Source organism: Sphingopyxis sp. (assembly GCF_040216815.1).
GTDB lineage: Bacteria > Pseudomonadota > Alphaproteobacteria > Sphingomonadales > Sphingomonadaceae > Sphingopyxis.
Map to the genome: position 1 here is coordinate 335640 of NZ_JAVJOJ010000001.1, position 25689 is coordinate 361328.

At 64.9% G+C, this 25689-nt stretch carries 35 protein-coding genes; 15 read left to right on the top strand and 20 right to left on the bottom strand.

Going from position 1 to position 25689, the window contains the following annotated elements; all coding sequences use genetic code 11:
- Positions 1–130 precede the first annotated feature (130 nt).
- From RIA72_RS01625 to RIA72_RS01650, 6 genes are read left to right on the top strand one after another with little or no spacing between them, the layout of a single operon-like run.
- Positions 131–547: a thermonuclease family protein gene (locus RIA72_RS01625; RefSeq protein ID WP_350030609.1), complete on the top strand. Its 417-nt coding sequence runs from the start codon at positions 131–133 to the stop codon at positions 545–547.
- A gap of 60 nt (positions 548–607) precedes the next feature.
- Complete coding sequence (gene crcB, locus RIA72_RS01630; protein WP_350030610.1) at positions 608–988, top strand: fluoride efflux transporter CrcB; 381 nt, start codon at positions 608–610, stop codon at positions 986–988.
- On the top strand, positions 985–2193 hold the full coding sequence (locus tag RIA72_RS01635) for an RluA family pseudouridine synthase (RefSeq protein WP_350030611.1): 1209 nt from the start codon (positions 985–987) through the stop codon (positions 2191–2193). The genes crcB and RIA72_RS01635 overlap by 4 nt, the downstream gene beginning before the upstream one ends.
- Positions 2193–2813: an FMN-binding negative transcriptional regulator gene (locus RIA72_RS01640; protein ID WP_350030613.1), complete on the top strand. Its 621-nt coding sequence runs from the start codon at positions 2193–2195 to the stop codon at positions 2811–2813. The genes RIA72_RS01635 and RIA72_RS01640 overlap by 1 nt, the downstream gene beginning before the upstream one ends.
- Positions 2810–3046, top strand: a complete 237-nt coding sequence (locus tag RIA72_RS01645) for a hypothetical protein (RefSeq protein ID WP_350030614.1) — start codon at positions 2810–2812, stop codon at positions 3044–3046. Before RIA72_RS01640 ends, RIA72_RS01645 begins: the two co-directional genes overlap by 4 nt.
- A complete protein-coding gene (locus RIA72_RS01650) occupies positions 3043–3732 on the top strand; it encodes an ATP12 family protein (protein ID WP_350030615.1) in 690 nt (229 codons plus the stop codon). The genes RIA72_RS01645 and RIA72_RS01650 overlap by 4 nt, the downstream gene beginning before the upstream one ends.
- Before the next feature lie 10 nt (positions 3733–3742).
- Here the strand turns inward: RIA72_RS01650 and RIA72_RS01655 are convergent, their stop codons facing one another.
- Genes RIA72_RS01655 through RIA72_RS01670 form a run of 4 tightly spaced genes read right to left on the bottom strand, consistent with a single transcriptional unit; the run spans position 3743 to position 7495 of the window.
- A complete protein-coding gene (locus RIA72_RS01655) occupies positions 3743–4546 on the bottom strand; it encodes a crotonase/enoyl-CoA hydratase family protein (protein WP_350030616.1) in 804 nt (267 codons plus the stop codon).
- A complete protein-coding gene (locus RIA72_RS01660; RefSeq protein WP_350030617.1) occupies positions 4543–5163 on the bottom strand; it encodes a 2-hydroxychromene-2-carboxylate isomerase in 621 nt (206 codons plus the stop codon). Before RIA72_RS01660 ends, RIA72_RS01655 begins: the two co-directional genes overlap by 4 nt.
- Before the next feature lie 4 nt (positions 5164–5167).
- Entirely contained in the window at positions 5168–6700 is a 1533-nt protein-coding gene (locus RIA72_RS01665; protein WP_350030618.1) for an acyl-CoA synthetase, read from the bottom strand.
- A gap of 6 nt (positions 6701–6706) precedes the next feature.
- The gene (locus RIA72_RS01670) at positions 6707–7495 is read right to left on the bottom strand and encodes a response regulator transcription factor (protein WP_350030619.1); all 789 of its coding nucleotides are present in this window, start codon (positions 7493–7495) and stop codon (positions 6707–6709) included.
- Positions 7496–7599: 104 nt separating this feature from the next.
- On the opposite strand from RIA72_RS01670, the gene RIA72_RS01675 reads away from it, so the two are divergent.
- Positions 7600–9132 carry a class I adenylate-forming enzyme family protein gene (locus RIA72_RS01675; RefSeq protein ID WP_350030620.1) on the top strand — a complete coding sequence of 511 codons (1533 nt, stop codon included), beginning with the start codon at positions 7600–7602 and terminating at the stop codon, positions 9130–9132.
- A 164-nt stretch (positions 9133–9296) separates the two neighbouring features.
- On the opposite strand, the gene RIA72_RS01680 is transcribed toward RIA72_RS01675, so the two are convergent.
- Both RIA72_RS01680 and RIA72_RS01685 read right to left on the bottom strand, forming a co-directional pair.
- Positions 9297–9509 carry a type II toxin-antitoxin system antitoxin gene (locus tag RIA72_RS01680; RefSeq protein ID WP_350030621.1) on the bottom strand — a complete coding sequence of 71 codons (213 nt, stop codon included), beginning with the start codon at positions 9507–9509 and terminating at the stop codon, positions 9297–9299.
- A 19-nt stretch (positions 9510–9528) separates the two neighbouring features.
- On the bottom strand, positions 9529–10431 hold the full coding sequence (locus RIA72_RS01685) for an SPFH domain-containing protein (protein ID WP_350030622.1): 903 nt from the start codon (positions 10429–10431) through the stop codon (positions 9529–9531).
- A 151-nt stretch (positions 10432–10582) separates the two neighbouring features.
- Between RIA72_RS01685 and RIA72_RS01690 the strand changes: the two genes are divergently transcribed.
- The gene (locus RIA72_RS01690; protein WP_350030623.1) at positions 10583–11956 is read left to right on the top strand and encodes a M20/M25/M40 family metallo-hydrolase; all 1374 of its coding nucleotides are present in this window, start codon (positions 10583–10585) and stop codon (positions 11954–11956) included.
- A gap of 4 nt (positions 11957–11960) precedes the next feature.
- Here the strand turns inward: RIA72_RS01690 and RIA72_RS01695 are convergent, their stop codons facing one another.
- The 10 genes from RIA72_RS01695 to RIA72_RS01740 all read right to left on the bottom strand — a co-directional run bounded on the left by RIA72_RS01695 (position 11961) and on the right by RIA72_RS01740 (position 15553).
- Positions 11961–12371, bottom strand: a complete 411-nt coding sequence (locus RIA72_RS01695; RefSeq protein WP_350030624.1) for a SufE family protein — start codon at positions 12369–12371, stop codon at positions 11961–11963.
- 90 nt (positions 12372–12461) lie between these two features.
- Entirely contained in the window at positions 12462–12707 is a 246-nt protein-coding gene (locus RIA72_RS01700) for a hypothetical protein (RefSeq protein WP_350030625.1), read from the bottom strand.
- A 23-nt stretch (positions 12708–12730) separates the two neighbouring features.
- Positions 12731–12991, bottom strand: a complete 261-nt coding sequence (locus RIA72_RS01705) for a PilN family protein (protein ID WP_350030626.1) — start codon at positions 12989–12991, stop codon at positions 12731–12733.
- Positions 12992–13025: 34 nt separating this feature from the next.
- Positions 13026–13289 carry a hypothetical protein gene (locus RIA72_RS01710; RefSeq protein WP_350030627.1) on the bottom strand — a complete coding sequence of 88 codons (264 nt, stop codon included), beginning with the start codon at positions 13287–13289 and terminating at the stop codon, positions 13026–13028.
- 10 nt (positions 13290–13299) lie between these two features.
- Positions 13300–13617 (bottom strand): hypothetical protein, encoded by a 318-nt coding sequence (locus tag RIA72_RS01715; protein ID WP_350030628.1) that lies wholly within the window; start codon positions 13615–13617, stop codon positions 13300–13302.
- Positions 13618–13628: 11 nt separating this feature from the next.
- Positions 13629–13928, bottom strand: coding sequence for a hypothetical protein (locus RIA72_RS01720; RefSeq protein WP_350030629.1), 300 nt, complete (start codon positions 13926–13928; stop codon positions 13629–13631).
- A 29-nt stretch (positions 13929–13957) separates the two neighbouring features.
- Positions 13958–14338 (bottom strand): envelope stress response membrane protein PspC, encoded by a 381-nt coding sequence (gene pspC / locus RIA72_RS01725; protein ID WP_188237619.1) that lies wholly within the window; start codon positions 14336–14338, stop codon positions 13958–13960.
- Between the two features lies 1 nt (position 14339).
- Positions 14340–14615 (bottom strand): envelope stress response membrane protein PspB, encoded by a 276-nt coding sequence (gene pspB / locus RIA72_RS01730; protein WP_350030630.1) that lies wholly within the window; start codon positions 14613–14615, stop codon positions 14340–14342.
- Positions 14616–14627: 12 nt separating this feature from the next.
- Positions 14628–15290, bottom strand: a complete 663-nt coding sequence (pspA, locus tag RIA72_RS01735) for a phage shock protein PspA (protein WP_350030631.1) — start codon at positions 15288–15290, stop codon at positions 14628–14630.
- Positions 15291–15391: 101 nt separating this feature from the next.
- Positions 15392–15553 carry a hypothetical protein gene (locus RIA72_RS01740; RefSeq protein WP_350030632.1) on the bottom strand — a complete coding sequence of 54 codons (162 nt, stop codon included), beginning with the start codon at positions 15551–15553 and terminating at the stop codon, positions 15392–15394.
- 174 nt (positions 15554–15727) lie between these two features.
- Between RIA72_RS01740 and pspF the strand changes: the two genes are divergently transcribed.
- A complete protein-coding gene (pspF, locus tag RIA72_RS01745) occupies positions 15728–16759 on the top strand; it encodes a phage shock protein operon transcriptional activator (RefSeq protein ID WP_350030633.1) in 1032 nt (343 codons plus the stop codon).
- Positions 16760–16805: 46 nt separating this feature from the next.
- Here the strand turns inward: pspF and RIA72_RS01750 are convergent, their stop codons facing one another.
- A complete protein-coding gene (locus RIA72_RS01750; RefSeq protein ID WP_350030634.1) occupies positions 16806–17315 on the bottom strand; it encodes a hypothetical protein in 510 nt (169 codons plus the stop codon).
- Between the two features lie 228 nt (positions 17316–17543).
- On the opposite strand from RIA72_RS01750, the gene rplU reads away from it, so the two are divergent.
- The 3 genes from rplU (at position 17544) to RIA72_RS01765 (ending at position 19182) form a co-directional block, all read left to right on the top strand.
- On the top strand, positions 17544–18029 hold the full coding sequence (gene rplU, locus RIA72_RS01755; protein WP_350030635.1) for a 50S ribosomal protein L21: 486 nt from the start codon (positions 17544–17546) through the stop codon (positions 18027–18029).
- A gap of 47 nt (positions 18030–18076) precedes the next feature.
- Positions 18077–18346: a 50S ribosomal protein L27 gene (gene rpmA, locus RIA72_RS01760; protein WP_120221346.1), complete on the top strand. Its 270-nt coding sequence runs from the start codon at positions 18077–18079 to the stop codon at positions 18344–18346.
- A 239-nt stretch (positions 18347–18585) separates the two neighbouring features.
- Positions 18586–19182: a GNAT family N-acetyltransferase gene (locus RIA72_RS01765; protein ID WP_350030636.1), complete on the top strand. Its 597-nt coding sequence runs from the start codon at positions 18586–18588 to the stop codon at positions 19180–19182.
- Positions 19183–19274: 92 nt separating this feature from the next.
- On the opposite strand, the gene RIA72_RS01770 is transcribed toward RIA72_RS01765, so the two are convergent.
- Entirely contained in the window at positions 19275–19883 is a 609-nt protein-coding gene (locus tag RIA72_RS01770) for a DUF937 domain-containing protein (RefSeq protein ID WP_350030637.1), read from the bottom strand.
- 171 nt (positions 19884–20054) lie between these two features.
- On the opposite strand from RIA72_RS01770, the gene RIA72_RS01775 reads away from it, so the two are divergent.
- From RIA72_RS01775 to RIA72_RS01785, 3 genes are all read left to right on the top strand, one after another.
- Positions 20055–20453, top strand: coding sequence for a DUF3597 domain-containing protein (locus RIA72_RS01775; protein WP_350030638.1), 399 nt, complete (start codon positions 20055–20057; stop codon positions 20451–20453).
- 212 nt (positions 20454–20665) lie between these two features.
- Entirely contained in the window at positions 20666–22510 is a 1845-nt protein-coding gene (locus RIA72_RS01780; protein ID WP_350030639.1) for a DUF885 domain-containing protein, read from the top strand.
- Positions 22507–23442, top strand: a complete 936-nt coding sequence (locus tag RIA72_RS01785) for a DUF2268 domain-containing putative Zn-dependent protease (RefSeq protein ID WP_350030640.1) — start codon at positions 22507–22509, stop codon at positions 23440–23442. Before RIA72_RS01780 ends, RIA72_RS01785 begins: the two co-directional genes overlap by 4 nt.
- A 119-nt stretch (positions 23443–23561) precedes the next feature.
- Here RIA72_RS01785 and RIA72_RS01790 read toward each other — a convergent pair whose 3' ends face one another.
- Together RIA72_RS01790 and RIA72_RS01795 are read right to left on the bottom strand one after the other, a co-directional pair.
- Positions 23562–24032: a hypothetical protein gene (locus tag RIA72_RS01790; RefSeq protein WP_350030641.1), complete on the bottom strand. Its 471-nt coding sequence runs from the start codon at positions 24030–24032 to the stop codon at positions 23562–23564.
- A 49-nt stretch (positions 24033–24081) separates the two neighbouring features.
- Complete coding sequence (locus RIA72_RS01795) at positions 24082–25683, bottom strand: phosphoenolpyruvate carboxykinase (protein WP_350030642.1); 1602 nt, start codon at positions 25681–25683, stop codon at positions 24082–24084.
- Positions 25684–25689 lie beyond the last annotated feature (6 nt).

The window sequence follows — 25689 nt, forward strand, 5'->3', positions numbered from 1 at the left end:
AATATGGCGGCGTCGGCTACGTGTCGCAGCGGCCACCCTATTGCTTGCAGGACTGACGCTGGCCGCATGGTTCTGGCGGCCCGTCCCGATGGCCTCGGTTCCGCTCGTCCAAGTAATCGATGGCGACAGCTTGGCCGTTCGCAGCGATGATGCGCGCCTGACGATCCGCCTATCCGGCGTCGATGCGGTCGAATATCGCCAGCTTTGCACCCGCGCCGGAAAAGACTGGCCCTGCGGCTGGCATGCGCGGAGCGCACTCGAACGGCTTGCCGAAGGGGGGCCGTTGCTCTGCGCCCTGTCGGCCAAGGACCGCTATGGCCGCACGCTGGCGACCTGTCGCACCGCGCCGGTTCCGAATGGCCTCGACCTGGGCGGCGAAATGGTGCGACTGGGGTGGGCCGTCGCGATCGGCGACAGCTATATCGCCGAAGAATGGGAAGCGCGGGTGGCGCGGCGAGGCATCTGGCAAGGCGGCTTTGCGACCCCCGCCGACTGGCGCGCCGCGCAAGGCCGGCCCGCCGCGGCCCTCGCTTCGCCCGACATGTGATCCCCAGCCCATGGCAATGCCACCTTTGCCTCGCCATGGTTTCGGGCTAGGGCGAACGGCATGAACAGCCTGCTTCCCGTCATGATCGGCGGCGCGATCGGCGCCGGCGCCCGCCACCTGGTCGGGCAGGCGATGCTCGTGCGCCTCGGCCCCGGCTTTCCCTGGTGGACGCTTTCGATCAATATCGTCGGCAGCCTCGCGATGGGGCTCCTCATCGGCCTGCTGGCACGCGGCGGCGCGGGCAGCGAGACGACCCGGCTGTTCGTCGGCGTCGGCATATTGGGCGGATTTACGACATTTTCGTCGTTCAGCCTGGAATTCTGGCTGCTTTTCGAACGCGGACAGGCGGGTCAAGCTGCAGCCTATGTGTTGGCGTCGGTCGCCGGTGCTCTGCTCGCCTGCGGCGCGGGCATGATCGCCGTCCGGCAGCTCCCGGCATGAGCACGCCCAAGGCACCACTCGACGGCGCCGTCATAGCCGAAGAGGATGACGGCATCCGCCTCGACCGTTGGTTCAAGCGTCACCGTCCCGGAACACCCCACGCCTTGCTCGCGCGCTGGGCGCGATCGGGACAGCTCACGCTCGACGGCCGGAAAGCCGACGTATCCGACCGCATCGAAGCGGGCCAGACGCTCGCAATGCCGATCCCTCCGGTCGAAGCGAAAGCGCGGCCGGCACGCAAAGGACGCCCGCTGACCCAGGCCGACATCGAGCTTGCCGAGTCGATGCTGGTCCACCGCGATGGAAGCGCGATCGTACTTAACAAGCTACCGGGTCTGGCGACACAGGGCGGCACCAAGACCGAGAGTCATGTCGACGGGTTGCTCGACGCGCTCAAATATGACGCGCCGGTGCGACCTAAGCTCGTTCACCGGCTCGACAAGGATACGTCGGGCGCGCTGCTGATCGCGCGCACGCCCCGCGCCGCGGCCTATTTTGCCAAGAGTTTTTCAAACCGCAGCGCCAAAAAAACCTATTGGGCGATCGTCGTCGGGGTTCCCGACATCGCACAGGGCGAAATCGACCTGCCGCTCGCCAAGCAGCCGGGGTCGGGTGGGGAGAAGATGCACGTCCACGACAGTGGCCTGCCGTCGAAAACCCGGTACCGGATCATCGACCGCGCGGGCAACCGCGCCGCATGGGTCGAGTTACAGCCGCTGACCGGGCGCACCCACCAACTCCGCGTCCATATGGCGGCGATCGGCCATCCGATTGTCGGCGACGGCAAATATGGAGGCAAGGGTGCGTTCCTGACGGGCGCGGTCAGTCGCAAGCTGCACCTGCACAGCCGCCGCCTGCGCATTGACCATCCCGACGGCGGCGCGATCGACGTGCAGGCCGAAGTGCCCGAACATTTCGCCGCCAGCCTCGACGCGCTCGGCTTCGATCCTGTGCTCGGTGACGTCGGTATCGACGATGTCGCCAAGGGGCCGCCACCCAAGGCGGCGGCAAAAGCCGCGGCGAAGGCCCACGCGAAGCAGATCCGCAAGGCACGACGCGGCGAGCGGCGTGGGCGCACGGCGACGAGCAAGCCGACCGATCATGTCGGCAAACCGAAACCCAAGGAAAAGGCGAAACCGGGCAGCTCCCGCGCGCGGAAACCGGGCACGAAAAAGCCCTCCGCACGCCCCGCGCGGCCACGCTGATGCATCCCAATGGTGCCTTTCGTCCGAAACAGGATGCGCTTGCGGCATGGCTGGTGCGCGAGATTGGTTTTGCTGCGATCTTCGCCGCGACGCCCGACGGGCCGCGCGTCGCGCACGCGCCGGTCGTGCTGAGCGACGATGCCGCGACGCTGCGCTTCCACCTCGCGCGCGGCAATGCGCTGACACGGCATCTGGACGGCGCGAATGCGCTCGTGGTGGTGCAGGGCCCCGACGCCTATGTCAGTGCAAGCTGGTACGCCGACGCCGATCAGGTCCCGACCTGGAATTATGTCGCGGTCGAGATGGAAGGTGTCGCGACAAAACTGGACGAAGCCGGGCTGGTGACGCAGCTCGATGCGCTGTCGGCGATCCACGAAGCGCGCGTCGGCGCCGATCCGCCATGGACGCGCGGCAAAATGAACCCCGCGCTGTTCGGCAGGATGACCGGAGCGATCACCGGCTTTGAGATGCGGATCAGCGCGTGGCGCCCGACGATCAAGCTGTCGCAGAACAAGTCCGCCGACGAACGCGGCCGGGTCATTGCGGGCGTCGAAGCGAACGGCCACGGCGCGCTTGCCCAGTTGATGCGCCACCTCGGGGGCGATAGGGACAGCGCATGACCCGGCCCGACGATGCTCTCGCCAAAAAGCGCTTCCTTGCGATAACGATCCTGCGTCTGATGGGCGTCGCGTTCATCGCGGCCGGCTTCATCCTGATCCGCGGCGGCTTTACGCTAGCGGGCCAGCCGACCGACCGCTGGATCGGGGTCGCGATCGTGCTGGTCGGTGCGTTCGATTTTGCGGTGATGCCGTTGCTTCTTGCGCGCCGCTGGCGGTCGCCGAAAAGTTCGTGAAGCGTTTTTGGGCGGAGGTGGCCGTCGTCCCCGATGACGCGGGCTGGGGCATCGCGCTCGACGGGCGGCCGGTTCGCACGCCGCAGCGCGCGCCGCTGGCGGTCGCGAGTGCGGCATTGGCCGATGCAATCGCCGACGAGTGGCGCGACGTCGCGGACAGGATCGACCCTGCGGCGATGCCGATGACGGGGCTTGCCAACGCCGCGATCGATCTGGCTGCACCCGACATCGCCGCCTTTGCCGCGCCGGTCGCAGCCTATGCCCAGAGCGATCTTTTCTGTTACCGCGATGCGCGCGACGCCGCGCTGCAGGCCGAACAGGCGGCGGCGTGGAACCCCCTGCTTGCCTGGGCCGAAACCCGTTATGGCATCGAGTTTGCGCTGACACAGGGCGTGCTGCCGGTCGACCAGCCCGCGGCGACGGTCGCGGCGTTACAGGATGCGGTGCGAACGCTCGATATGTGGCGGATCACCGCGCTGACGCCGTTGGTGACAATCGGAGGCTCGCTCGTCGCGGGACTCGCGCTCCTCGACCGCGCATTCGACACCGAGACGCTGTGGCAGGCGGTCAGTCTCGACGATCTATACCAGGAACGCCGCTGGGGTGCCGACAGCGAGGCGCAGAAGGTGCGCGCGGACAACAAGCGCGCGTGGGACAATGCGGCGCGCTTTTTGAGCTTGCTCTAAAAACCCTCCCTCAATCCGCAAAGTTCGGCTTGCGCTTTTGCATATGGGCCATCACCGCCTCGATCTGGTTAGGCTTGCGGATCACAAGCAGCTGTTCGTCGCTTTCGGCCTGCAATATCTCGGCATCGCTCGCGTGCCCCAGCATGTTGCAGAGCCGCTTGGCACCGCGGATCGCGTGGGGGTTCTTGTTCGCGATTTCCGCGGCAAGTTCCATCGCCTTGGCGTGCGGATCGTCGGCAACATGCGTGGCGAAGCCCAGCATTTTTGCTTCCAAACCGTTGAATTCGCGGTTGGTGTAGATCAGCTCGCGCAGCACGTCGTCGGCGACCTGCGTGCGCCACAGCGCCATGCCGGCGACGTCGGGAACGAGGCCCCAGCGCATCTCCATGATCGCGATACGCGTATCGGGGTGGACGATGCGAATGTCCGCCGCGGCCATGATCTGGCTGCCTGCGCCGAAAGCGACGCCATGCACCGCGGCGATCACCGGCACCGGCAGCTCGCGCCATCCCCACGCGGCATATTGTGCATTGTTCGCGATGCCCTTCGTCCGGTCGGCCAGGCTGCCGCCCGCGCTGCTTGCACCCGGATCGCGATCGTTCGAGAGGCTGGAGAGATCGAGCCCGGCGCAGAAAGCGCGTCCCTCGCCCGACAGTATGACGACGCGCAACCCCGCGGTGGCCTTCAACTGGTCGACCGCGTCGGCGAGTGCCGCCCACATCGCACTGTCGAGCGCATTCATCTTGTCGGTGCGGATCAGCCGGACGTCGGCGATACCGTCATCGAGCATGGTAATCGAAATGCGGTCCTTCACGGGAGAGTCCTTTTCAGTGCAGCTTCTATGAGCGGAAGCTGGTCGTTGCCGAAATACATATCGCCGCCATCGACAAAGATCGTCGGTGAGCCATAGCCGCCGCGCGCGATGACCTCGTCGGTGTTCGCACGCAGCCGTGCCTTTACCGCATCGCTGCCCGCGGCCGCGATCAGCGCGGCGCCATCGAGCCCCTCGGCGTCGGCAACCGCCGCGAGCACGGCGGGGTCGTCGAGATTTTCCTGCCGGTCGAAATAGCTTGCAAACGCCGCACGCGCGAACCGCACGAGGGCCGCCTGCTCCTCCTCAAGCGCGCAGCAGAAACGCATCGCCGCGATGCCTTTCGCGGGGTGCCACCGGGACGGAAAATTCATCGGCACTCCAGCGAGCCGCGCCCAGTCCTTGAGCACTTTCCAGCTATGCTGGAGCCGCCGGTTGTCCGCCTGCTCGCGCGCGGCATAGACGGCGGGATTCACCGCGTTGAACACCCCCCCGACGAGAATCGGCCGATAGACGGCGCTCGCCTTCGTGCGTTCGAGCACGCCGGGCAGGTTGTGGAAAGCAAGGCAGGTCCACGGCGAGGAGAGGTCGAAGAAAAATTCGACGCGCGCAGCGACCATCGGATCAGGCCTCCGCCTTCGCCTTCTCCCAATATTGATCGCGAAGCAGACGTTTATAGAGCTTGCCCGTGTCGTGACGCGGCAAGGCGTCCATGAAATCGATGCGGCGCGGGATTTTCACCCCCGACAATTTTTCGCGCGCATAGGCGATCAGCTCGTCGCGGAGCGCGTCGTCGGCATCCGCCATGTCGGCGGGCTGGACGACCGCGATCACCTCTTCGCCCATCTCCTCGTGCGGGCCACCGACAACCGCGACGTCGGCGACCTTCGGATGGGTGACGAGGTGATTTTCGATTTCCTGGGGATAGATGTTCACGCCGCCCGATATGATCATGAAGCTCTTGCGGTCGGTCAGGTAAAGAAACCCTTCGTCGTCGAGCTTGCCGACATCGCCCAGCGTCGACCAGCCTTTCGAGTTGCGGCTCGACGCGGTTTTTGCGTCGTCGCCATGATATTCAAAGACATTTTCGCTTTCAAAAAAAACGGTGCCTTCCTCGCCCGCGCCAAGCTCGGTCTCATTATCCTCGCCCATGATGTGCACTGTGCCCAGGATCGGGCGCCCGACGCTTCCCTTGTGCGTCAACCAGTCGGCGCTCGAGATAAAGGTCATGCCATTGCCTTCGGACCCCGCATAATATTCGAAAAGCACTGGGCCCCACCAGTCGATCATCGCCTGCTTGACCGGAACCGGGCACGGCGCCGCAGCGTGGATCGCGACCTTGAGCGAAGAGGTATCATAGCGCGCGCGCACCGCGTCGGGCAATTTCAGCATCCGCACGAAATGCGTGGGCACCCATTGGCTACTGTTCACGCGATAGGTTTCGATGTGCGAGAGCGCGGCTTCCGGGTCGAATTTCTTCATCAGCACGACCGTGCCGCCGAGGCGGTGGATCGTCATTGACCAGCGCAGCGGCGCGGCGTGATAGAGCGGCGCGGGAGAAAGATAAATGCTGTCTGAATTGATCTGGAACACTGCCGAGGCGAGCATGACCAGGCTGTTCGACGCGTCGATCGCCGGATCCTCGGGCAGCGGGACGCGCACCCCTTTGGGCCGCCCGGTGGTGCCCGACGAATAAAGCATGTCGACCCCGGCGCGTTCGTCGGCAACCGGCTCCGCGGGCATGACGGCCACGGCATCTTCCCAGCTTTCATAGCCTGCAATGTCGCCGCCCATCGCAAAACGCTTGATCGGCGTCGTCAGTTGCTGCGCTGCCGCCGCGAGGCTGGCTGAGACCACGAGTATCCGGGCGCCCGAATTTTCGAGAATATAGTCGGTCTCGTCCTGCGTCAGCCGCGACGAGATGCAAACATAACGCAGCCCCGCACGCTGCGCCCCCCAGGTCAGCCCGTAATAATGCGGCGTGTTGTCGAGCATGAAGGCAACGACATCCTCATGCCCCAATCCGTTGGCCCGAAACAGCTGCGCCGCGCGGTTCGAGGCGGCGTCGAGTTCGCCATAGCTGATCGCCTCCCCCGTCTCTGCGACGAGGATCGCGGCCTTGTCGGGGTTGCTGCGCGCATGGACTGAGGGGTGCATTGGGCATCATCTCCGGGAATCGTTCGTTTCATTATGTCGGAGATGAGTAGCAAGCTGAAACTTTTGGTCAAGCAAGCTGGCAGGAACAACAGGGTCGACACGGGCCGGCCGCGAGCGCAGCGCATAGCCCACCCCCTTCACCGTGTGGAGCATGGGCCAGCCGAAACCCCGATCGATCTTGGCACGCAGGCGCGACATATGCACCTCGACACGGTTGGTGCCCGGATCGAAATCGATACGCCACACGGCCTTCAGCAGCGCGTCGCGCGACAGGGGCCGGTCGGGAACGCGGGCCAGATTGGCGAGCAGGTCGAATTCGCGCAGCGGCAGGCGGATCACTCGTCCCGCGCGTTCGACGCGCCGGTCGATCAGGTCGATCCTGAGTTCACCCGCACCAAGCTGTCCCGCCGCGATACGGCTGCGACGCAGCAGCCCGGCGATCCGCGCGAGCACTTCGGGCAGATTATCGGTCCAGCCGATCGCATCGTCGGCGCCCGCGTCGAGCGCGATCATCCGGTCGTCGAAGCTATCGTGGTCCGACAGGACGAGCAATGGCCGCCGCCCGGATACCGACCGGGCGAAACGGACAAATGCGAATGGTTCCTGCCAATCGAGAAACGGGTTGATGAGCAGCAGGTCGAAACAGCCGTCGACCCAGGGCCGAAGCCCCCGCACATGCGCGGGGAGCATCAGCACCGCCATTCCCGCACCTTCGACGGCGGCGGCAAGCGTATCGGCGCGTTCGGCGAGCGGATGATAGATGGCAACGAGCAACTTCCGGTCGTGGACTTGCATAGTTCCCGATGAGGCCATCCGTATCCCCGCCGCTGACGCAACATTCTGTCGCTTCGCCGCACCACCGGCATTGCACCGCCTTTCGGCTGTGCTAACCGGTAGCGATGACCAGTATCGAAATGCTTGACGGCGACTTCGCCACCCTGCCCGACCTTGTCCGTGCCCATGCCGCGGAGCGTCGCGATGCCGTAGCGGCTGCCGACGCCGAACGGCGGCTGAGCTGGTCCGAACTGGATCAATTGACCGACCGAATCGCCGCGCGACTGCAACAGGATGGTTTCGTCAAAGGCGATCGCACCGCGATCGCCGGGCTGAACAGCGTCGAACAGATGGCGGTCATTCTCGGCACGCTGCGGGCGGGCGGGGTCGCGGGGCTCATCACCAACAGCGCCACCGGCGAACAAATGGCGGCGATGATCGCCGACACCGGCGCGCGTCATCTGTTCCTCGACGATGCCGCGAGGGCCAGCCTCGACGGGCAGCATATCGCCGCGAGCGACCTGATCGCGATGGATGGCAGCGATGCCGGGGTCGCGCTCGCCCAATGGATCGCGCCAACCGGCACTGCGCCCCGTCCCGTTGCGATCGATCCCGACGACGGGTTCAACATCATCTATTCCTCGGGCACCACCGGTACGCCCAAGGGCATCATCCACAGCCACGCGATGCGCTGGCAGCATATCATTCGCGGCGCCCCGGCCTATGGCGCGCAAGCGGTGACGATCCTGTCGACCCCGCTCTATTCGAACACGACGATGGCGAGCTTCATGCCCACCATCGGCTCGGGCGGGCAGGTCGTGTTGATGAAGAAGTTTGACGCGCGCGGTTTTCTGGAACTCGCGGAACGCGAACGCGCGACGAACTGTATGCTGGTGCCCGTGCAATATCGCCGCATCATGGCGCTCGATGATTTCGACCGCTTCGACCTTAGCAGCTTCGTGATGAAATATTGCACCTCGGCCCCATTTCCCGCGGCACTCAAGGCCGATGTGCTGAAACGCTGGCCGGGCGGCCTGGTCGAAATCTATGGCATGACCGAAGGCGGTGCGGCGTTCATTCTTGAAGCGCACCAATTCCCCGACAAGCTGCACACCGTCGGAAAACCCGCGCCGGGTCATGTCGCGAAGGTGATCGACGACGATGGCAACGAGCTGCCGCAGGGGTCAGTGGGCGAAATCGTCGGCCGATCACCGGCGATGATGACCGGATACAACAATCGCCCCGACGCAACGAAGGCGATGCACTGGCACGATGCCGAAGGCAATCTTTTCTATCGTCACGGCGATATCGGCCGCATCGACGAGGACGGTTTTCTGACGCTCATGGATCGCGCGAAGGACATGATCATATCGGGCGGTTTCAATATTTTTCCGAGCGATCTCGAAGCCATTCTGCTTGCCGACGACCGCGTCGTCGAGGCGGCGGTCGTCGGGATGCCGAGCGAGGAATGGGGTGAAACCCCCGTTGCTTTCGTCGTGCTGAAGGCGGGCGCCGACCCCGAAAGCGTGCGCGCCGACTGCAACGCCAAGGTCGGCAAGACACAGCGGCTGAGTGAAATCCGCATGGTCGACGAACTCCCGCGGAGCCCGATCGGCAAAGTACTCAAACGCGAATTACGTGACGCGCATCGCGGGTAGCCGCTGACGGAGGCTCGTTGGCTGTGCGTCCGGTCGCGGCCGAAACCAGACCTTTATTCTATCGTCATCCCGGCCTTCGCCGCGACGACGGATACGGGACGGCCGACTCAGCGTTCAAAGTGCCAGGGGCCTTGCCGCAGCGGCCGCCACCATCGGCGCCCGCCTCAACCTCGCGGTCCGTCGGTTTTGGGCGGGCGGCCCCGGCGCGGCGGCGTGGGCGGCTTCACCGGCACGCCGCGCCGCGCGAGCGCTTCGCGCAACAACACTTCGATCTGGGCATTGGCGCTGCGCAGGTCGACCGCCGCCATCCGCTCGACCGCGGCATAGAGCGCGGGATCGAGACGGAGGGCAAAATTTTTCTTGGCAGAACCGGGCATCGTTTCTGTCCGGCGCGCCTCAGTAGAGCGAACCGGCGTTGACGACCGGTTGCGTCTCGCGCTCGCCACACAGCACGACCATCAGGTTCGACACCATCGCGGCCTTGCGCTCGTCGTCGAGGTCGACGACATTTTTCTCCGATAAATGCGTCAGCGCCATTTCGACCATTGTTACCGCTCCCTCGACCAGCTTTTTGCGCGCGGCGATCACCGCTTCAGCCTGCTGGCGGCGGAGCATCGCCCCGGCAATCTCGGGCGCATAGGCGAGGTGCGTGAGGCCGCATTCGTCGACGGTGATGCCCGCGACCGTCAACCGCTCAATGAGCGCCTTTCTGAGTTCTCCGCCGACCTCTTCGTGATTGCCGCGCAGCGTGATTTCCTGATGCTCGATGTCGTCATAGGGATAGCGCGAGCCGATCGAACGCACCGCCGCCTCGATCTGCGCCATCACAAACTCCTTGTAATCGTCGACGTCGAACAGTGCCTGCGCCGTGTCGGTGACGCGCCAGACGACCTGCGCGGCCATCTCGATCGGGTTGCCGCGCAGGTCGTTGACCTTGATCTTGTCGGAAATGACATTGTTCGCGCGCACGGCGATCTTTTTGCGCGTGAGCCACGGCAAAACCCAGCGCAGCCCCTCTTGCCGATCGGTCCCCTTATACGCACCGAACAGCTGGATCGCGGCCGCCTCGTTGGGATTGATCATATAAAATCCGCAGAGGATAAGCGTTCCGACCACTCCCGTGACCGCGACAAGGATCCATTTCCACGCGGTCATCACCTCGACATTGGCATTCGTGATCGCGGCCCACGCCGCGACACCCAGCAAAACCAGCCAGATGAACAGCATCAGATAGCCGCTTTGCGTATTGGCACGCGTTTCGCGGCTGCGATTCAGCGCCGGCGCCCCACTCTCGACCATATAACCCTCCGAATCGATATAAATATGATATCATCATTATATCGGAATCAGTGCTGGTCAACCTGAATCGGCGACAGCCGATGGTCGGGCCGCGACAGCGCATGAAAATTGGGTCTTGCCGCCCGCGGACGAAGCCGCTTAGCTGACCGTCATGCGCAACCTGTCCCTGCCCTTCATCCTCGCTGCCGCGCTTTCCGCCGCCGCACCTATCCACGCCAAGCCTGCCGATCCCGCGGCCGCGAAGCAGATATTGAAGGACAGCATCGCGATCCCGACGGTCAAGGGCCGCGGCAAGGTTCCCGAACTGGCGGCCTATTATGCGGGCGCGCTGAAGGCGGCGGGCTATGCCGATTCCGATATAGAGATCACCCCGATGGGTGAGACGGCAACGCTGGCGGTCACGCTGCGAGGAACGATGGACAAGAAGCCGATCCTGCTGCTCGGCCATATGGATGTTGTCGAAGCCGATCCCAAGGATTGGACACGCGATCCCTTTGTGCCGGTCGAAGAGGAGGGCTATATTTTCGGGCGCGGGTCCGAAGACAATAAATTCGACATCGCCATGATGGTCGCGACGATGGCACAACTGAAGCGCGAAGGATTCCGGCCGAAGCGGTCGATCATCCTGCTGCTGACGGGCGATGAAGAAACCGAAATGGCAACGACGCGTGCGCTCGCCGCCAAATATAGAAACGCCGAATTTGCGCTCAACGGCGACGGCGGTGGCGGGCTGATCGGCGAGGATGGTCAACCCAAATATTATGCGCTGCAGGCAGGCGAGAAAACCTATGCCGATTTCACGCTGGAGGTGACAAATGCGGGTGGCCACAGCTCGCGCCCGTCGGACGTCAACGCGATCGTCCAGCTCGCCGATGCGCTTGCAAAGGTCGGCACCCATCGCTTCGAGCCGCAGATCAACGAGCTGACGAGCACCGGCCTGCCGATCGTCGCCGATCAGGTCGGCGGCGCGATCGGGGCGGCGCTGAAGGCCTTTGCCACCGACCCGACCGATGCCCAGGCGATCGCCGCGATCCGGGCCGAGCCCGAATATGTCGGGCAAATCGGCACCACCTGTGTGCCGACGCTGGTAAAGGGCGGGCACGCCGAAAATGCGCTGCCCCAGCGCGCGACCGCGAACATCAACTGCCGTATCTTTCCGGGCGTCGCGGTCGAAACCGTGCGCGCCGAGCTGGAGCGCGTGATCGGCGACCCCGGCGTTGCGGTAAAGACCGACCCCGACGCCAGCGCGAGCGACGCCTCGCCGCTCCGTCCCGACGTGATGGCGGCGATACAGAAGGCGGTCGATGCCCGCACCCCCGGCCTGCCCATCATCCCGTCGATGAGCGCAGGGGCCACCGACAGCTATCATTTCCGCATGAACGGCGTGCCGAGCTACGGCGTCGCGGGGCTGTTCTCCAAAGCGAGCGATAGCTTTGCCCACGGGCTCAACGAGCGCGTGCCCGTCGCCGCGATCGCCCCGGCGCTCGCGCACTGGGACAGCCTGCTGCGCGATTTGTCGAACTGACCGATCAACCGGCGGCGATACGGCGCGCGGTGTCCTGAACCAGCGCGATCATGTTTGGCACGCCCTGCGTACGGTTCGACGAAAGCTGGCGCGTGAGGTCGAAGGGCGCGAGCGCGGCGGCAACGTCCATCGCGGCGACCTCGGCGGCGGGCTTGTCCTGCACCGCTGCGAGAACAAGCGCGACGATGCCCTTGGTGATCGCGGCATTGCTGTCGGCGAGAAAGTGGAGACGGCCATCGTCCTGCGGTACCGGATAGACCCAGACGCTCGCCGAACAGCCGCGCACCAATGTCGCGTCGGTCTTGAGCGCTTCCGGCATCGGCTCCAGCTCGCGGCCGAGTTCGATCAGCAGGCGGTAGCGATCGTCGCCATCGAGAAAATCATACTCGTCGAAAACGTCGGAAAGACTGCGCATGGGCGCGGCAGTGGCAGAAACGGCGCTTGAGGGAAAGGGGCTGCGGCGTTTCCTCTTGTCGTCATTGCGAGCTTGCGGGACGCACGGCGGTCAAAGATCGACGCCCGCCGCGATCGCTTCCAATTTGCGCAGCCGTTCCTTGAGGTCGGCGATCTCGATCCGCGATCCGGCGTGCGGGACCGCGGGGTCCTGCGCCAGCGGCGCGTGGCCCGCGGCGAGTTCCTCGCGCTTCAGCTGGATCCAGTCGCGCCAGCCGCGCAAGGCGACGAGGCTGACGATGGTGAGCCCGGAAAGCGCGATCGCCGCGGTGGTAAGGTCGGGAGTGATGAAAGCCATGAGCGTTGCTCCTTTACCGGCGTTCAGATCTTGCTGCTGTCGCGCAGCTTCTCGATCTCCTGATCGAGCGTGACGGCGCGATTATTGTCGGTGGCGATGCGTTCGAGCACCTGGATGCGATCCTTGAGCGCCCGGATTTCGGCCTGCAGCGCCTTGGTCTCGGCGTCGTTCCCCGCGACATAATCATTGCCGTGACGGTCGCGCCGAATGCCGTGCTTGGCGCGGATGATGCTGCCGATCGTCACAATGAGGACGATGCCGACGACCATTTCAAACGGGCCCATGAGGAGGTTCCTTTCCTATTATCTTATCGTTGTTTCAGTTCAGCGGTGCGTCGCGCAGCTTTTCGATCTCGTCGGCGACGTCAATTCCCTTGTCGGTAACGATACGTTCGAGCACGCGGACGCGCGCCTCCAGCCGTTCGGTCTGCGCCGCATATTGCGCCGCCTTTTCGGCGGTTTCGCTGCTCATTGCCTGAAAGGCGCGTTCCTTGAACTTGAGGTGGCGTTCGTATGCGGCGTAACCAATACCGAGCGTGACCGGCAGACCAACGACGATAAAAAGGATGACGATCGTTTCCATGTCCGCCTCCTCAGTTCGCGGGGCGCCGCAGCGCTTCGATTTCGGCCGCGACGCGGTGGCTTTCGTCGGTGACGATGCGTTCGACGACCGCCAGCCGATCCTTCACCGACCCTAGTTCGGCGCGCAGCTGGGCATTTTCCTGGCTGATGAGTTTGACGCGCTCCATCGCTTCGTCGTTGGTGCGTGGATAGACCGCCTTGCCCCAGCTGTTTTCAAGCGGATAGCCGTTCTTGACGCGCAGCCAGGTGGTGTAGACCCAGCCGGCAACCCCGGCGAGGCCGACGATCGCGGCAACGGGTGCGATGGTGTTCAGGACGTCGAGATTCATGGTCTTTCCCCTCAGCGCAGGCTGTCGATCTGGTCGGCGAGCTGCGCCGCCTGTCCGTTGTTTTCCGTCGCGATACGTTCGAGCACGGCGATCCGCTCTTCGAGCCGCGCGATCTGACCCGCGAGCTTGGCGTTATCGTCGGTAAGCAGGGCGATTTTTCGATCAGCGTCGGCGTCGGTTCGATGAACCGTGCCGCCCCATTCATTTTCGACCGGATAGCCATGTTTGGCACGGATCCAGGTGGTGAACATCCAGCCGCCGATCGACAAAGCGATGATGGCAAGGACGAAACCGGTACCGCCGAAATTCATATGATGTCTCCCTGTTGCCTGTCGGTCGCTCAGCGCAGCGCGTCGATCTCGTCGGCGAGGCGGCGATTATGGCTGGTGTAATAAAGCTCGATGTCGGCGAGGCGGCGGTCGATGTCGCGAAAGCGCGACTTGATGTCGCGGGTCGACGCCGCGGGGTTGCTGCGCACCCCCTGCCAGAATTTGGCTTCCTCCTGCGAGCCATAGAGCGCAAACGGCTTGGGCGTTCCCATCCAGGCGACCATCCAATAGGCGATCAGCGTCCAGGGGAAGCCGCCCATCAGCGTAAGCAGCACCGCGCCGACGCGAACCCAGAGCACGTCGATCCCGCTATAGTCCGCGATCCCCGCGCAAACGCCGCTCCACTTGGCGTTCTGCTTGTCGAGATAAAATTTGGTGCGGCTGGCAGACATCTCAGTTCCTCCGGTTTATATTTTCGAGCTGCGCCAATTCCTCATCGCTGCGTACCGCGGGGCGGAAGTCGGGATGATCGGCGCTGATGATCCGTTCGACGGTATGAAGACGATTCTCGAGCCGTCGGGCCGTATCGTAAAGTTCGTCGAGCAGCTGTTCGTCTTCTCCGGTCAGCGTCTTGGCCTGTTTCCACTTGGTGATGTAGTGGAGGATCAGCCAGGGCAGACCGAGGAAGAGGGTTCCGATGACGATCGGGACGATGATGATCTCTTCCATCGGCCGGGCTCCTTATTTCTTGGCCTGCGCGGCTTTCAGCGCGGCGAGCTCGTCGGCGACCTTGTCGGCGGCCTGCAGTTCGGCGATCTCCTCGTCGAGCGACTTCTTGTATCCGAGGCCGAGCGCATCGGCGCGGCCTTCGGCTTCGTCGACGCGGCGTTCGAGGATTTCGAAGCGCGAGAAAGCGTCTTCCACGCGGTCGCCGTTGGTCATCTCGCGCAGACGATAGCGATTCTCGGCGCTTTCGAGGCGATTGACGACACTCGACTGGCGCGCACGGGCTTCGGAGAGCTTTTTCTGCAGCTTGGCGATGTCGGCTTCATAGCCGGTCAGCGCGTCGTCGAGCACGGCGATCTCGGCCTTGAGGCGCTCTGCCATGTCGCCCGCCTTCTGCTTTTCGACGAGCGCGGCGGTGGCGAGGTCTTCGCGATCCTTCGACAACGCGAGCTCGGCCTTTTCCTTCCAGCTGTCCTGCAGGCTTTCAAGCTTGGCGATATGGCGGCGCATCTCCTTCTGATCCGCGATGGTGCGGGCGGCGGAGGCGCGGACTTCGACAAGCGTTTCATTCATCTCGAAGATGATCTGGCGGATCATCTTTTCGGGATCTTCCGCTCGGTCGAGCAGGTCGGTGACGTTGGCGGCGATGATGTCGCGGGTTCGTGAGAAAATACCCATTTGAAACTCCTGTCGAAAACTTGAGACCTTGGTGTCTGTTCTTGAAAAAGGCTGGTGCCGGGGCGGGGCAAGGGGGGAGAGTGCCCCGGCACCAGTGCCGGTCAGGCCATCGGGCTGACCGCCGGGGTCGAAGCAGCGCCCACCAGGCCGACCACGGGGAGGCCGGCAGCGGTGGCAGGATAGTCGATCGCGCCGACGAGGATGGCCAGCGCACCCACCGCGCTGAACGCGAAAGTAGTGGCCTGGGCAATCTTCGTTTTCATCGTTTCAACCTTCCTGTTTGCTGCACCGGAGCGCTGTGCGCCGGTTCGCCGAGATCTTTGCAGGAGGCGTGCCAATTGCCCAGGGTGGCGGAAAACTGCGAAACTTTGCGCGGAAATTTTTCCGGCCATCGATTTGTCTTGCCAATCATCGGGGAAATTTGCCAATCATTGGGAATGGAGCGCGAAACGCAGTTCATCGGCCAGTCGGCGGCTTTTCAGGACGCGGTCGACCGCGCGAGCCAGGCGGCAATGCTCGATCGCCCGGTGCTGGTCATCGGCGAGCGCGGGACGGGCAAGGAACTGATCGCCGAGCGCCTGCACCGCCTGTCGACGCGATGGGACAAACCTTATGTCATTATGAACTGCGCCGCGATGCCCGAGACGCTGATCGAGAGCGAGCTGTTCGGGCACGAGGCGGGCGCCTTTACCGGCGCGACGCGCAGCCGCGCGGGGCGGTTCGAGGAGGCCGACGGCGGCACCCTGTTCCTCGACGAACTGGCGACGATGTCGATGGGCGCGCAAGAGCGGCTGCTCCGCGCGGTCGAATATGGCGAGGTCACGCGCGTCGGCGCGTCGCGCCCGATTCGCGTCGACGTACGCATCGTCGCGGCGACCAACGAGCATCTTCCCGCGCTGGTCGAGGACAATCGGTTCAGGGCCGACCTGCTCGATCGTCTGTCGTTCGAGGTCATCACCCTGCCCCCGCTGCGCGCCCGCGAAGGCGATATTGAAGTGCTCGCGACCTATTTCGGACAGCGTATGGCCGCGGTCGTCGGCTGGGACGAATGGCCGGGCTTCGGTCCGCGCGCGCTCGCCGCGATGGAGGGGCACGACTGGCCGGGCAATGTCCGCGAACTGCGGAATGTGATCGAGCGCGCCGTCTATCGCTGGGGCGATCCGGCAAGGCCCATCGACGCGCTGAGCTTTGATCCGTTCGCGAGTCCGTGGCAACCCGCAGCGCGGGCGGCGAAGGTCGAAACACCCAAGGCCGATACGCCGGGCGCTGCCACGACCGTCGGGGCTGTGCCGACGCCGGGGTCGGGGCCGGTGAGCGACCTGCGCGGCGCAGTCGACAGCTATGAAAAGGCGATCCTTGCCGACACGATGGCACGCTGCCGCTATAATCAGAAGGTGGCGGCCGAAGCGCTGGGGCTCAGTTATGACCAGATTCGCCACGCGCTGAAAAAGCATGGGCTGAATCAGTAATATCGAACGGCCCTCCCTGTGGCGAAGCCATGGGGAGGATCTGGGTTTATTCCCCCGGCAGCCCCGCACTCAGCGCCGCGATCACCACATCCTGCGCCGACACAAGGTCCGCCAGCCGTTCGCGCAGCGCATAAATGTCGGGCAGGCCGTCGATTTCGGCATCGACGCTGCGCTCGAGATACAGCCGATCGATGTCGGCGAGCGCCGCGGTGAGCGGCGCGCGCGCGGCAACAAGGCGCGAGAGCGCCTGCTGCGCAACGATCCAGCGTTCGCTGGCGACGGATGCCCCGGCAGCGGCGGCGACGAGCGTTGCCGCGGCGCTGCGCTCTGCGGCGAAGCCCCGTTGTCCGGCGGCCGCATCGGCCTCCCACCGCGCCATTCGCCCTGCGAGATCGGCGGGCAGCGGCCCCGGTTCCGACAGCGGAGCGGGCGGCGCCGCGACGTCGAACCGCCCTTCGACCGGACGCTTGGCAAGCGAGGGCGCGTCGCCGCTCGCGCTCGCGGCGCAGGCGGCCAGCGGCAGGGACAGCAGGGCGGACAGAAAAGCATATCTCATCGCTGTTCCTGATATGGAGGCACAGCCGGTGCAGCAAGGGGCGAATCGGCAGACGTGGCGATTAGGCACACGCCGCCGCGCTTTCGGACAAAAAGCGCGGAAATATGCGGTTGACAGCCGCGCGCCATCCCGCTAGTGGCGCTGACTTTCCCGCATGCCGGAAAAATCGCCCGCTCCGGCGGGTGACTGGCAGCGCGGGTGTTCTAGTTTCTGATTGGATGGAAGACCATGTTCGCAATCGTGCGCACGGGCGGAAAGCAGTATCGCGTTGCCGCCGGAGACAAGATCGCCGTCGAGAAGATCGACGGTGAAGCCGGCGACACCGTGTCGCTGGGCGACGTCCTGCTGGCCGGCGACGGCGGCGAGGTGAAGGATGTGAAGGGTCTGACCGTTTCGGCCGAGATCATCGCGCAGACGCGCGGCGAAAAGGTCATCGTTTTCAAAAAGCGCCGCCGGCACAATTATCGCCGCCGCAACGGCCACCGCCAGTCGCTGACGCTGTTGCGCATCCTAGCCGTCGGCGATGCCAAGAAGGCGGCGCCGAAGAAGGAAGCCGCACCGAAGGCAGAGGCAGCTCCGGCCGCCGAAGCCAAGGCTGCGCCCGCAAAGGAAGCCGCGCCCAAGAAAGCTGCTCCCAAGAAGGAAGCCGCCCCCAAGGCCGAAGCCGAAAAGAAGCCCGCTGCCAAGAAGGCAGCCCCCAAGAAGGACGCCTGAGCGCGACAACGCAGCTCGGCCCCGGATCGAAATAAGGAGCATCAGTCATGGCACATAAGAAAGCAGGCGGTTCTTCGCGCAACGGTCGCGACTCAGCCGGCCGTCGCCTTGGCGTCAAGAAGTTCGGCGGTCAGGAAGTGATCGGCGGCAACATCATCGTGCGCCAGCGCGGGACCAAAGTGTACCCGGGCGTCAACGTCGGCATGGGCAAGGACCACACGCTGTTCGCCACCGCCGACGGCCGCGTCCGATTCCACGACGGCAAGCTTGGCCGCAAATATGTATCGGTCGACATGATGGCCGACGCCGCCGAATAAGGGACGACTGCTTCAGGTCGTCCACCAGGGACGACCCGGAGCCGCCCTTTCCGCTTCCAAGCGGAAACCAGGTTCGAAAAGAGGGAGACGGGTCGCCCCGGACTCCCTTTTTTCTTGCCCGTAATCCAGCCACTTGGGTGGCGGGCGCGAAAATGGGGCCATCCATCTCCCTCGCGCATCGATTGTCGTCAAAGCGTCACCATCTGGCGCCAGGGGGCAGGCATTGGGAGTTAGAAAAGATGTTCGCGCGTACCGAAAGACTGTTGCTGCGGCCCGGCTGGCTGGAAGATGCCCCGGCGCTCGCCCAAGCGATCGGCGAGGAAGCCGTGGTCCGCAATCTCGCGACCGCGCCTTGGCCCTATGGCATCGAAGAGGCGCAGAAATTCCTGGCTATGCCGCTCTACCCCGACCAGCCGCGCTTCCTGATCTTTGCGCGCACCGGCGGCGCGCCGCGTCTTGTCGGCGGCTGCGGCATAAAGCCCGACGAGGACGGCCGCCCCGAATTGGGTTACTGGATCGCGCGGCCCTATTGGGGCCTCGGCTTTGCGACCGAAGCCGGACGCCAGCTCATGCACATCGCGCGTGCAATGAACCTTCCGAAGCTGTCGGCGGGCCACTTCCTCGACAACCCCGCGTCGGGTGCGGTGCTCCGCAAGCTGGGGTTCAGGCCGACCGGCAAGATCGCGCAGCGCTACAGCCTCGCGCGCGGCGGCGAAGCAGCCTGTGCGCTGTTCGAGGAAGGCGACGCCGATGTCGATGCTATCGCCACCCCGATGCGAAGCCGCATCGGGGTGGACGAGGATTTCCGCGAGGAATTCCGCCTGATGGCGGCGTGAAAGTTAGCGTTGCCCCCGCGAAGGCGGGGGCCGCAGGCAACCTTGCACTACGTCGATAGCGCCCCCCCGCCTTCGCGGGGGCGACGGGATTGCTATCCGCGCATCTTGTTCACCATGCCCATGATGTCGTCGAGCGGATTGCCGTCGCCGTCGAGGTCGAGCATCTTGCCGAGCCCGCCCAAACCGCCGGACCTCCCGCCCGCGGACGGCGCTGCGCCGCCGCCGCCCAACGCGCCGCCGAGAACATTGCCGAGCATCCCGCCCAGCCCGCCTGAAAGCCCGTCGCTTGCACCGCCCTGGCCGCCCTGCTTCGCCATATAGCCCGCGACCATCATCGCGAGCATCGGCAGCATCTGCTTGAGCAGACCCGAATCGATCCCGGTCTGCGCCGAAGCCTGCCCCGCCACCGTCCGGCTGACCTCCTTCGACCCGAAAATCTGTCCGAGCACGTCATTGCCCTGGCTCACCGGAGTCGGCTGCGGCCCGATCACCGCATCGAGCAGGCCGCCGCCGCCAAGTTGCCCCAGCAGCCCGCCCAGTCCTTCGACGCCGCCGCCCGCCTGCGCCTGTTTCTTGAAACCGCCGAGGATCGCCGGGAGCAGCGCGTCGGCGCCCTGCTTCGCCGTCGCGGCCGGAATGCCGAGTTCTTTCGCCATCGATTCGATACCGCCGGCCTGCGTCAGAATGTCGGTCAGATTCATCGCAAAGTCTCCTGCTTTGGCGCCAATCGGTCCGCGCCCGCGGACTCACTATAGCAGCCCGGCCGCGCGCGGCGAGACGTTCATTCGGCTGTCATTTTCAAGGGCATAGTCCTAGCCTGCGGTTCCCCGACTCGGCCGTTCCGGCCGGACCGCGACAGTGGGAGTGAAAATATGGGCATTTTCAGCAGCATCAAGGACGCTATTTTCGGCAAGAAGGCCGAGGCCGCCGAGCCCGCGGCGCCCGCAGCGCCCAGCCCCGTCGGCTCCGCGCTCGATGCCGCGACGCAGGCGATGGCCGCCGCGGCCGCGGCGCCGGTCGATGTCGAGGCCATCCTGGCCGCGGAAGCGGCGAAGACCGAGCAGGAGCTCAACTGGCGCACATCGATCGTCGACCTGATGAAGCTCGTCGGCATCGATTCGAGCCTCGCCAACCGCAAGGAACTGGCCCAGGAACTCGGCTACACCGGCGCGCTCGACGGCAGCGCCGAAATGAACATCTGGCTGCACAAGGCAGTGATGCGCGAACTCGCCGCGAACGGCGGCAAGGTACCGGCCGATTTGACGGATTGATCCATTGCTCCTCCCTGTGGCGTAGCCATGGGGAGGTGTCAGCGGCGAAGCCGCTGACGGAGGGGCCATGGCGCATCGTCGCGGCCCCTCCACCGCCTTCGGCGGTCCCCCTCCCCACCGCTTCGCGGCAGGGAGGATTGGCAACGCCATTGACCGCGGCGCGGCGCCCCCTAGACAGGTTTCAACCGAAACAAAGTCGCAGGGAGCCACCAATGCGTCATCCGCTTTCCATCCCCGTCAGCCGCCGCCACACACTGACCGCGCTCGGCGCGGGCGGTGCGGGCATTGCCTTCGCCGGCCCCGCCGCAGCGCTACAGGACCCGTCCAAGAGCGACGCACAGATACTGCTCGACTCGGTCGCCGATAATCTGCTCGTCCATTCGCCCGAAGGAGCGACCTCGCTGGGCATCGACACCGGCGACCGCGCCGCGATGCGCGGACGGCTTGGCGATCGATCGGCCGACGGGGTTACGGCGCTCGCCGACACGCTGAAGGCCGACATCGCGCGCGTCCGCGCGTTAGACAAGAGCGGGCTCGACCACGCCACGCGCACCAGCCTCGCGGTGGTCGAAAGCGCCTATGACGTCGCGCTGGCGGGCTTTGCCCTGCCCTATGGCGACGTCGCGGTCGGCGGGTGGCGCAACACGCCCTATGTCGTGATCCAGAATGTCGGCGCCTATCTGGACATCCCCAAATTCCTCGACAGCGACCATCCGGTGAAGACGTCGGCCGACGCCGAGGCCTATTTGGCGCGCCTCAATGCCTTTCCGGGCGTACTCGACGGCGAAACCGACCGGCTGAAGGCTGCGGGCGGACAGGGGCTGATCGCGCCGGCCTTTCTGATCGACAAGGCGATCACGCAGATGGAAGCGAGCCTGGCCGATGCAAGATCGGGCGGATCGATGACCCAAAGTCTGACGCGCCGCGCAGAGGCAGCCAAGCTTGGCGGCGATTGGGGCGCGCGGGCTGCAAAGATCGTGCAGGGCCCGGTCGCCGCCGCGCTCGAACGCCAGCTTGCCGAACTGAAGGCGCAGCGGCCGAGGGCGACGATGGACGCGGGCCTGTGGGCGCGGCCGGGCGGCGACGAATGGTATGCGTGGGGGCTGCGCGCATCGACCACGACGCGCATGACCCCCGACGAGATCCACGAAATGGGGCGTCAGGAACTCGCCGAGCTTCACGGCCGGATGGACCCGATCCTGAAGAAGCTCGGCTATACCAAGGGGAGCGTCGGCGACCGGATGAACGCGCTCGCCCAGGATCCGCGCTACAAATTTCCCGACAATGATGCGGGCCGCGCCGAGATCGTCGCCTATATCCAGAGCTGGCTCGGCAAGATCCGTGCCGAGCTGCCGCGTGCGTTCCGTACCTTGGTGAAGGGCAATGTCGAGGTGAAGCGCCTGCCGCTCGCCGAGGAACCCGGCGCGCCCGCGGCCTATGGCGGCGCGGGGTCGATCGACGGCAGCATTCCGGGGCGTTTCTGGATCAATTTGCGCACGACCGAGCTGCACAGCAAATATTCGCTGCCCGACCTCACCATGCACGAGGCGATTCCGGGCCACGCCTGGCAGGGCGAATATGCGCATTCGATGCCGCTCATTCGCACGATGCTGGCGTTCAACGCCTATTCGGAAGGTTGGGCGCTCTATGCCGAACAGCTTGCCGACGAGCTGGGGCTTTACGACGATTTCGAGGTCGGGCGGCTCGGCTATCTGCAATCGCTCGCCTTTCGCGCGTGCCGCCTTGTCGTCGACACCGGGCTCCATGCGAAATGCTGGACGCGCGAGCAGGGCGTCCGCTTCTTTGTCGAAGAAAATGGCTCGAACCCGCTCGAGGTCGCGAGCGAGGTCGACCGTTATTGCAGCTGGGCCGGGCAGGCATGTGGTTACAAGGTCGGGCATAGCGAAATCGTCCGCCAGCGCGGGCTGGCGCAGCAGGCGCTGGGCGCGAAATATGACCTTCGCGACTTCAACAATGTCGTGGTCGAGGGGGGCAATGTGCCGCTCGACGTGCTGGCGCAGAATGTCGCGGAATATGTGGCGGGAGCAAAAGCATGAAGCGCCGCGCGGCCGCAGCCGTCCCCCTCGCGGCGGCCCTGATCGCCGCGACGCCGACCCACGCCTCCCATAACCCCGCCGCGACGTCGCGGGTGGTGATCGACACCTCTGACGTCGGACGCTTCTTCGCGCTCTATGACGATCCCGCCTTTGCATCGGATCCCGATGCGCTTGCCGCGCGCTATCTCGCGACCCCGTCGCCGGGGCTGGTCGAATTCATGGCGATGCGCCGGATCACCCCCGAACGGATCGCGGCGGCGCTGCGCGAAAAACCGCAGGTGTTTGCCGATGCACGCGGCTGCGCCGCAAAGCTGGGCAACATCCGCAGTCGGCTGGTGGCCGCGACCGATCGGCTGGCCGCACTGTATCCGTCGGCCAAATTTCCGCCGATCACTATCGCCATCGGGCGCGCGACCACCGCCGGAACCGCCAACGCGAAAGGGCTGTATATCGGGCTAGAAGCCTTGTGCGCCGCCAAATTTATCGAGCTGAATGACGAGGATCGCTTCGTGAACGTCATCGCGCACGAATATATCCACGCCCAGCAACCGCTGGCGCAGTCCGAAAGCCGCGACATGACGGTGCTTTATGCCGCGCTGGTCGAAGGTGCTGCGGAGTTCGTCGCCGAGCAGATTTCAGGCTCGGTGGGTTTTCCGTTGCTCCACAAATGGGCGAAGGGCCGCGAAGCCGAGCTGGAAACCGCCTTCCTCGCCGAAAAGGACGAAGTCGCGATCGGGTCGCGCTGGCTTTATAACCAGCAGGGCAGCGACGGCTGGCCGGGCGACCTAGGCTATTGGATCGGCTATCGCGTCGCCAAGGCCCATTATGCGCGGTCGCCCGACAAGGCGGCGGCACTGCGGGAGATCATCGAAATGCAGGATCCCGCCGCCTTTCTGGCCGAAAGCGGGTGGACGCCGGGGATGGCGCTTTAGCGCATGATCGTCCCCGATTGACCAAGCCATGTGCTCCCGCGAAAGTAGGAGCGCATCACCGGCCGGTGCCATGTTGAACCGGCCGGAGACGGGCCCCCGCCTTCGCGGAGACACAGCGTTCATTCAAGGCTGATCGCACGTTGGCCCGGCAAGGGCGCCAGATCCGGCTCGACAAACCCCCGCCGCGCCGCGACCGAGAAGAGGCGTTCGCGGCTGTAGAAACGCAGCGGCCAGTCGCGGCGCCCGGCATCCGACAAAAGCAGCGCGTTGACGCGCGCGGCAAGGCCCTCCCCCGGCGTCGTTGACAGAAACAGCCGCACCCCGGCGACATAGGCGCGGGTGATGCTGTCGTGATAGCCTTCATGATCGTTGTTCACGCCGCCGACGCTTTCGTTGAAACGGCGGATGATGCCCGCGATTTCGGCATCGACATCGATGTCGGGGCGCTCGCTGAGCAGCCACAGGCAGGCGGCAAGATGCGCCTCGTGCGTCCACGCTTCACGCGGAAGGGCACAGGCGAGCAGCCCCTCACCCAGCGCACGGATTTCGGCATCGCGCGCGAACAGGCGCGGGGAAAATTCGGTTGTCATCGTTCCGGTCCTTCCGGGTGATCGGCCACCCGGAAGAAATCCGGGCGGATTAAGCTGCTACGGCCGCGGTCGGTGCGGCCTGACGGACGCCTTCATCGACATGCTCCGCAAATTGCGCGAAATTGTCGATGAATCGCCGCACCAGCGTTTGCGCGGTGCGGTCGTATGCCGCCTTGTCGGCCCAGGCTTCGCGCGGGTCGAGCAGGCTCGCGTCGACGCCCGGCACCGCGACGGGAACCATGAAGCCGAAGTTCGGGTCCTTGCGAAATTCGGCGTCATTGAGGCTGCCGTCGAGCGCGGCGCCCAGCAGCGCGCGCGTTGCCTTGATCGGCATCCGCTTGATCCCCTCCATCGTCGCCATCCCGCCGGTCCAGCCGGTGTTGACGAGCCAGCACTGGACCCCGCCCTTGGCGATGCGCTCTTTCAAGAGATTGCCGTACACCGACGGGTGGCGCGGCATGAAGGGGGCGCCGAAACAGGTCGAGAAGGTCGCCTCGGGCTCGGTCACGCCGATCTCTGTCCCCGCAACGCGGGCGGTGTAACCCGACAGGAAGTGATACATGGCCTGGTCGGGGGTCAGCTTCGCGATCGGCGGCAGCACGCCATAGGCATCGGCGGTGAGCATGATGATATTCTGCGGCACCGGCCCCATATTATGGTCCGACGTGTTCGGAATGAAGTCGATCGGATAGGAACCGCGGCTGTTTTCGGCGAGGCTCGCGTCGTCGAAATCAAGCTCGCGCGTTTCGGCGTCCATCACGACATTTTCGAGCACGGTGCCGAAACGCTTGGTCGTCGCGAAAATCTCTGGCTCCGCCTCGGGCGAGAGGCGGATCATCTTTGCGTAGCAACCGCCCTCGAAATTGAAGACCGCGGTGTCCGACCAGCCATGTTCGTCGTCGCCGATCAAGGTGCGCGAGGCGTCGGCCGACAAGGTCGTCTTGCCGGTCCCGCTGAGGCCGAAGAACACCGCGGTGTCGCCGTTCGGGCCGATATTCGCCGAGCAGTGCATCGGCATCACGCCCTTTACGGGGAGCAGATAGTTGAGGATGCCGAACACCGATTTCTTCATCTCGCCCGCATATTGCGTGCCGCCGATCAGAATCAGCTTTTCGGTGAAGTTCACCGCGATGACCGTTTCGGTGCGCGAGCCATGCTTTGCCGGGTCGGCGCGAAAGCTCGGCAGGTCGATAATCGTATATTCGGCGGTAAAGTCCGCCAGTTCCTCGGCCGTCGGGCGGCAGAGAAGCGTACGGATGAACTGGCTATGCCACGCGAATTCGGTGAGGACCTGCACCCCGACGCGATGCTCGGCCTGCGAGCCGCCGAACAGCTGCTGGCGATAGAGGCGCGGACGCGCGGCGAGATGCGCGAGGAAATCGGCCTTCAGCGCGGCGAAATGCTCGGGGGTCATCGGCACGTTGGTCTTGCCCCACCAGATCGTATCGCGCGTCTCGTCGTCCTGGACGATGAACTTGTCCTTTGCGCTGCGCCCGGTGTGCTTGCCGGTCGCGACGACGAGCGGGCCGTCCTTGGCAAGCCGGCCTTCGCCCTGCCGCACCGCTTCCTCGATCAGCTGCGCGGTGCCCCAGTTTTCGGCCACCTCTGCCACTGTTTCGACGGTATCGCTGCCGATCACAACCTGTGTCATTTCCCT